Origin of the sequence: Mesorhizobium sp. M1334, assembly GCF_040317995.1 — a bacterium.
In the GTDB taxonomy this organism is placed as follows: domain Bacteria; phylum Pseudomonadota; class Alphaproteobacteria; order Rhizobiales; family Rhizobiaceae; genus Mesorhizobium.
This window is the reverse complement of record NZ_JAMYLM010000062.1, coordinates 1-4,759: the sequence shown is the minus strand read 5'-3', so window position 1 is coordinate 4,759 and position 4,759 is coordinate 1. Positions and strand designations below refer to the sequence as shown.

Sequence of the window (4,759 nt, the reverse complement as noted above, 5' to 3'; positions counted from 1 at the left end):
GCCATCGCATCAAGAAATGCGCCTGGAACGACGACTATCTCATCAATGCCATCACTCATATGCGATAGCCCTGCCCTCGTGGGGGAGATGTCCGGCAGGACAGCTACAGAGCGATTTTCACGCCGTGCCGTTTCCGCCTTTAAAATCTTTCGCCAAGAGATAGAGCTCCACCGATTCGTCGCGCGAGGCCGGCGGCTTGACGTGATGGACCGAGCGGAAATTCCGCTTGAGTCTCGCCAGCAATTCGTTCTCGGCGCCGCCCTGAAACGTCTTGGCGAGGAAATGTCCGCCCGGCTTCAATACCGACAGCGCGAAATCGGCCGCCACCTCGCACAGATGCATGGTGCGGATGTGGTCAGTCCGCTTGTGGCCGGTGGTGGGTGCGGCCATGTCGGAGAGCACGATGTCCGGCTGACCGCCCAGCGTCTCGGCCAGCTTCTCAGGCGCCTGCGGATCGAGGAAATCCATCAGCAGCACCGGCGCGCCCGGCACCGCGTCCATCTCCAGGTAATCGATGCCGACGACGTTCGGGTGTTCCGCGGTAGATTTGGTACGTGCGGCGGCGACCTGGCACCAGCCGCCGGGTGCCGCACCAAGGTCGATCACCTTCATGCCGGGCTTGAGCAGATGGTGCTTGTCGTCGATCTCGATCAGCTTGTAGGCGGCGCGCGAACGATAGCCGTCGGCCTTCGAACGCTGAACATAGGGATCGTTGATATGGCGCTGCAGCCAGCGGCGCGACGATTCCTTGAGGCCGCTTTTCTTCTTGATCTTCGTCTTCAGCACGCGAATGCCGGCGGAGCTCGGTCTTTCCGGTTTCTTGGTCATTGCTTGATTACTTGTTTGAGCATGATCTTGTCCGAAAACCGGTAGTCACTTTTCGGGATCATGCTCTGCCCCGCCCGCTGTTGCGCCAGACGCCGTCATCGGCCATCAACTCGCTCAGTATGCCCTCGCGCAAGCCGCGGTCGGCGACACGCAGCCGTTCGGACGGCCAGACGGCACGGATCGCCTCCAATATGGCGCAGCCGGCCAGAACCAGGTCAGCGCGGTCGGCGCCGATGCAGGGATTGGCGACGCGCTGCTGGAAATCCCAGCCGACCAGCTTTTCGACCATGCGGTCAACGCTGTCGCGATCCATCCACAGCCCGTCGACGCGGCGGCGGTCGTAGCGTTCGAGATCGAGGTGGACGCCGGCAAGCGTCGTCACCGTGCCCGAGGTGCCGAGCAGATGGAATTTCGGGCTGGGCAGGAGGTGGCTCAGCCGGTCGCGCCCGTCGAAGGCGCGCAGCCGCATTGCGACATCCTCGACCATGGCGCCAAAGATCTCGCGCGTCACTGTGCGGCCGCCAAAACGCTCGGCCAGCGAGACGACGCCGACCGGCAGCGACGTCCACGACACGATGTGGTTGGCGAGCCTTGGCGAGCGGTGGCCGGTAAGGTCGATCAGCGCGATTTCGGACGAGCCGCCGCCGATGTCGAACAGCACGACGCCTTGCGTGTCGCGCTCGACCAGCGAGCCGCAGCCCGACACCGCCAGCCGCGCCTCGGTCTGGCGGTCGATGATCTCGAGCTTCAGGCCGGCCTCGCGCTCGACGCGTTCGAGGAACTCGACGCCGTTGGCGGCGGTGCGGCAGGCCTCGGTAGCGATCAGCCTGGCCTTCCTGACCTTGCGGTTGCGCAATTTGTCGCCGCAGATCTTCAGCGCCTCGACCGCGCGGTCCATTGCAGCTTCGCCAAGCCGGCCATTGGCGGTAAGGCCCTCGCCCAGCCTGACGATGCGCGAGAACGCATCGATGACGCGGAACTGGCCATGGCGCGTCGGCACCGCGACCAGCAGACGGCAATTGTTGGTGCCGAGGTCGAGCGCGGCAAACACCGGCAATTCCTGCAGCGGTGGCGGCGTGCGGGCACCCTGCCCCGGCCTTGGCAAGGCTGGAGGCAATTGCGCGATTGAAGCCGATTGCGCGATCGAGGACTGGGGCGCGATCGAAGCCGCTGGCTGGGGCTGGCGAGCGGCCGGGGCCCCGCCGGCGGCAGGCACCGAAGTGCCTGTTATCACCGGACAAGCCTCGTCGCGTGCGAAAACCTTGCGCCCGCGCCGCCGCTTGCGCCGCTTCTTGGGTTTGCCGTTCTGATGCGGGCCGTTCTGACCCTTGTGATCGTGGGACGTGTCGCCAGCCTGTCCATTGCCGGACCGGGGCTGCACCTGACGGCCGTAGCGTCCGGCGGCTGGGTTTGCCTGGCCGGATGGCGGCGGCGAACCCCTGGACACGCCCACTCCCGGCGCACCAGCGCCGGCTTCGTGGTCTTCCACTGTCGTTCCTTCCGGCGCCGCGCGAACCGGAGACCGGACGCAGCAGGCGCTTTTACATGTTCAAGTTGCGGCCAGACTATCAGCGCCGGGCCGGATCACCAAGAGTGCAAGGGCCGAATTTTGCCGACGGCATGAAGGGCGGCGACGTTGGTGATCCCTTCTCCCCTTCTTGTGGGAGAAGGAAAGACGCCAGCGCCACAGCGCGCCTTCCCGGTTGAATAGCCGGCTTCAATGAGGCATTTCTGAAATGAACCATTCGGGACCGCGGGCGGTTTTCCTGCTGCGAACCGGAAAACGGGTACGGGCTGCAACGCATGATCGTCAGGCAATGAACTGGAGCCGCTATTTCTGGCCCGTCATCGGGATCGCCGCGGTGGTGTTCTCGCTGTGGCTGTTGCTGCACGAATTGCGCGGCATCTCGCTCGACGATGTCTGGGACGGCATAGTCGCCATCCCGGCGCGCGGCTGGGTGCTCGCGGCGCTGAGCTCGGTCGTCGCCTATGCCTCGCTCGCCGGCTACGACCACATCGCGCTTCTGCACATCGGCAAAAAAGTGTCGTGGCTCTTCGTCACCTTCTGCTCGTTCACCACCTACGCGCTGTCGCACAATATCGGCGGATCGGTGTTTTCCGGCGCGGTGATCCGTTACCGCGCCTACGGCACCAAGGGCCTGACCGGCCAGGATGTCGGCGTTCTGGTGGCGATCTGCTGGATCACCTTCGTGCTGTCGACACTGTTCGTCTCAAGCATCGTCCTGCTGCTCGAGCCTGAGGTGATCGACCGGTTTTCCGGCACGCCGCATCACCGGCTGGCGCAGGCGGCCGGCCTTGCCATGCTGCTGGTGGTGGCGGCCTATGTCTTCGGCAGCTGGCTGCATCTGAGACCACTCAGGATCGGCAGCTTCCAGTTGCACTACCCGGCGCTGCCGATTGTGGCGCGGCAATTGCTGGTCGGCCCGATCGAGCTGCTGGCGGCGGCGGCGATCATCTTCTTCGCCCTGCCCGCCACCGGCAATCCCGGCTATTTCGTCGTGCTCGGCGTCTTCCTGGTGTCGTTCTCGATCGCGCAGATCTCGCATGCGCCGGGCGGGCTCGGCGTGTTCGAGGTGGTGTTCCTTGCGGGCTTGTCACATATGGACCAGGTCGGCGTACTGGCGGCGCTCCTGGTGTTCCGGCTGTTCTACCTGATCATCCCGCTGCTGATCGCGCTCGGCGTGGTGCTGTATTTCGAGCACTCGCAATACAGCCGCAGCGAGAATTGAAGGCGCGGGAAGACGACGATTGAACCCAGACACAGGGTTGACTCTTTTCCGGCGGCGGCTACAAGGGCCGCGCGGCGACATCGTCGCCCTGCCGCGCGGTTTTCAACAGCCGCGCCTGCTGGGGAATAGGTTAACGGTAGACCCACGGACTCTGACTCCGTTAGTCCTGGTTCGAATCCAGGTTCCCCAGCCAGTCTTCTTTCATTAAATAAAAATAGCTGCTTAGCAGAAGTTCGGAAATCGCAACCGGACCAGTTTTCCGGCGCATAACCGGATCATTAGCTACTCTTCCCTCGCGCGATGCTGGATGCATCGTTTTGATGCACGCCTGCATTGCACCTTAGCGCTGCTTGAACCAAATTAGCGAAGGCAGGGAGGCGACTACAATGAATGCCGGAAGACTAGATGAAATTTGGAACCAGCAGGCAATTCCAGTCATCTTGCGTAGGGATGGCTGGCACGAAAAACTGAGGGTAAGGTTGCCAAAGGCCGGTGACAACCGGAAGTGGATCAACAGCCTTGGGAAGTCTTACGCCGTGTGGATGCACGGCGGATCGTATTGGGAATTGCCAAAGTCATGGTTCAACAACTTCGTTAATCAAGCACTCGTGCGCTACAAAAGCCTCTACGCGATCCAGCCCTACCGCGAACAAGAAAAATGCGCGCCGGCCTGCATGAATGCTACCGGCCATGAGTGCGAATGCTCATGCATGGGGGTCAACCATGGCGCGGGCAACGATGGAAGTTGGTTCGAAGTGTCGGACACGTTCGCCACGCGGTGGCATGAGCGCGAGCTTGCTTGTCGGTTGATGACAGCCAAATAGACAAGGGAAGAGGGCGAGATGCGTGTTTTGATAATCTGGGTCATGGGCATCGTTTCACTATCGATCATTGGTTCGCTCATCGGATTCGCGCTCACCAAGGAGCATGCGGGCAGTAACGCTGGCGCGATTGCGGGGGCCTGCGCATTCACATGTTTGCGCTTGTGGTTTAGCCCGCCTTCTCAAAAATCCAACTGAGACACTACCGGATCGGGGTGCCTCAGTTTGAATTTCAGCCCACGACCTATTGCGGACATCGTAAGCGCCTTGCCGACCGCCTATGGATTTGGGCTTGACGTTTTCCGGAATCGCCAGGGCATGAGTTCCTCGATCTGGCTCTGCGGATGGCCGTTGATGATG

4 protein-coding genes and 1 tRNA gene are annotated in these 4,759 nt (G+C 62.3%); 3 read left to right on the top strand and 2 right to left on the bottom strand.

The genetic code is table 11. The features are described from left to right. Positions 1 to 117: 117 nt before the first annotated feature. Positions 118 to 828 carry an RlmE family RNA methyltransferase gene (locus NKH17_RS33170; protein WP_254817516.1) on the bottom strand — a complete coding sequence of 237 codons (711 nt, stop codon included), beginning with the start codon at positions 826 to 828 and terminating at the stop codon, positions 118 to 120. Positions 829 to 886: 58 nt separating this feature from the next. Further along, complete coding sequence (locus NKH17_RS33165) at positions 887 to 2,317, bottom strand: Ppx/GppA phosphatase family protein (protein WP_352973522.1); 1,431 nt, start codon at positions 2,315 to 2,317, stop codon at positions 887 to 889. 328 nt (positions 2,318 to 2,645) lie between these two features. Between NKH17_RS33165 and NKH17_RS33160 the strand changes: the two genes are divergently transcribed. From NKH17_RS33160 to NKH17_RS33150, 3 genes are all read left to right on the top strand, one after another. Beyond that, entirely contained in the window at positions 2,646 to 3,578 is a 933-nt protein-coding gene (locus NKH17_RS33160; RefSeq protein WP_352506572.1) for a lysylphosphatidylglycerol synthase domain-containing protein, read from the top strand. A gap of 119 nt (positions 3,579 to 3,697) precedes the next feature. Further along, a tRNA-Gln gene (locus tag NKH17_RS33155) sits at positions 3,698 to 3,771 on the top strand. Positions 3,772 to 3,964: 193 nt separating this feature from the next. After that, positions 3,965 to 4,402, top strand: coding sequence for a hypothetical protein (locus NKH17_RS33150; RefSeq protein WP_352820772.1), 438 nt, complete (start codon positions 3,965 to 3,967; stop codon positions 4,400 to 4,402). The last annotated feature ends 357 nt before the right edge of the window (positions 4,403 to 4,759 follow it).

Bases quoted from the DNA above. Each gene is read 5' to 3' on its own strand.
- NKH17_RS33170 (WP_254817516.1), bottom strand. From the start codon at position 828: ATGACCAAGAAACCGGAAAGACCGAGCTCCGCCGGCATTCGCGTGCTG.
- NKH17_RS33160 (WP_352506572.1), top strand. From the start codon at position 2,646: ATGAACTGGAGCCGCTATTTCTGGCCCGTCATCGGGATCGCCGCGGTG.
- NKH17_RS33150 (WP_352820772.1), top strand. From the start codon at position 3,965: ATGAATGCCGGAAGACTAGATGAAATTTGGAACCAGCAGGCAATTCCA.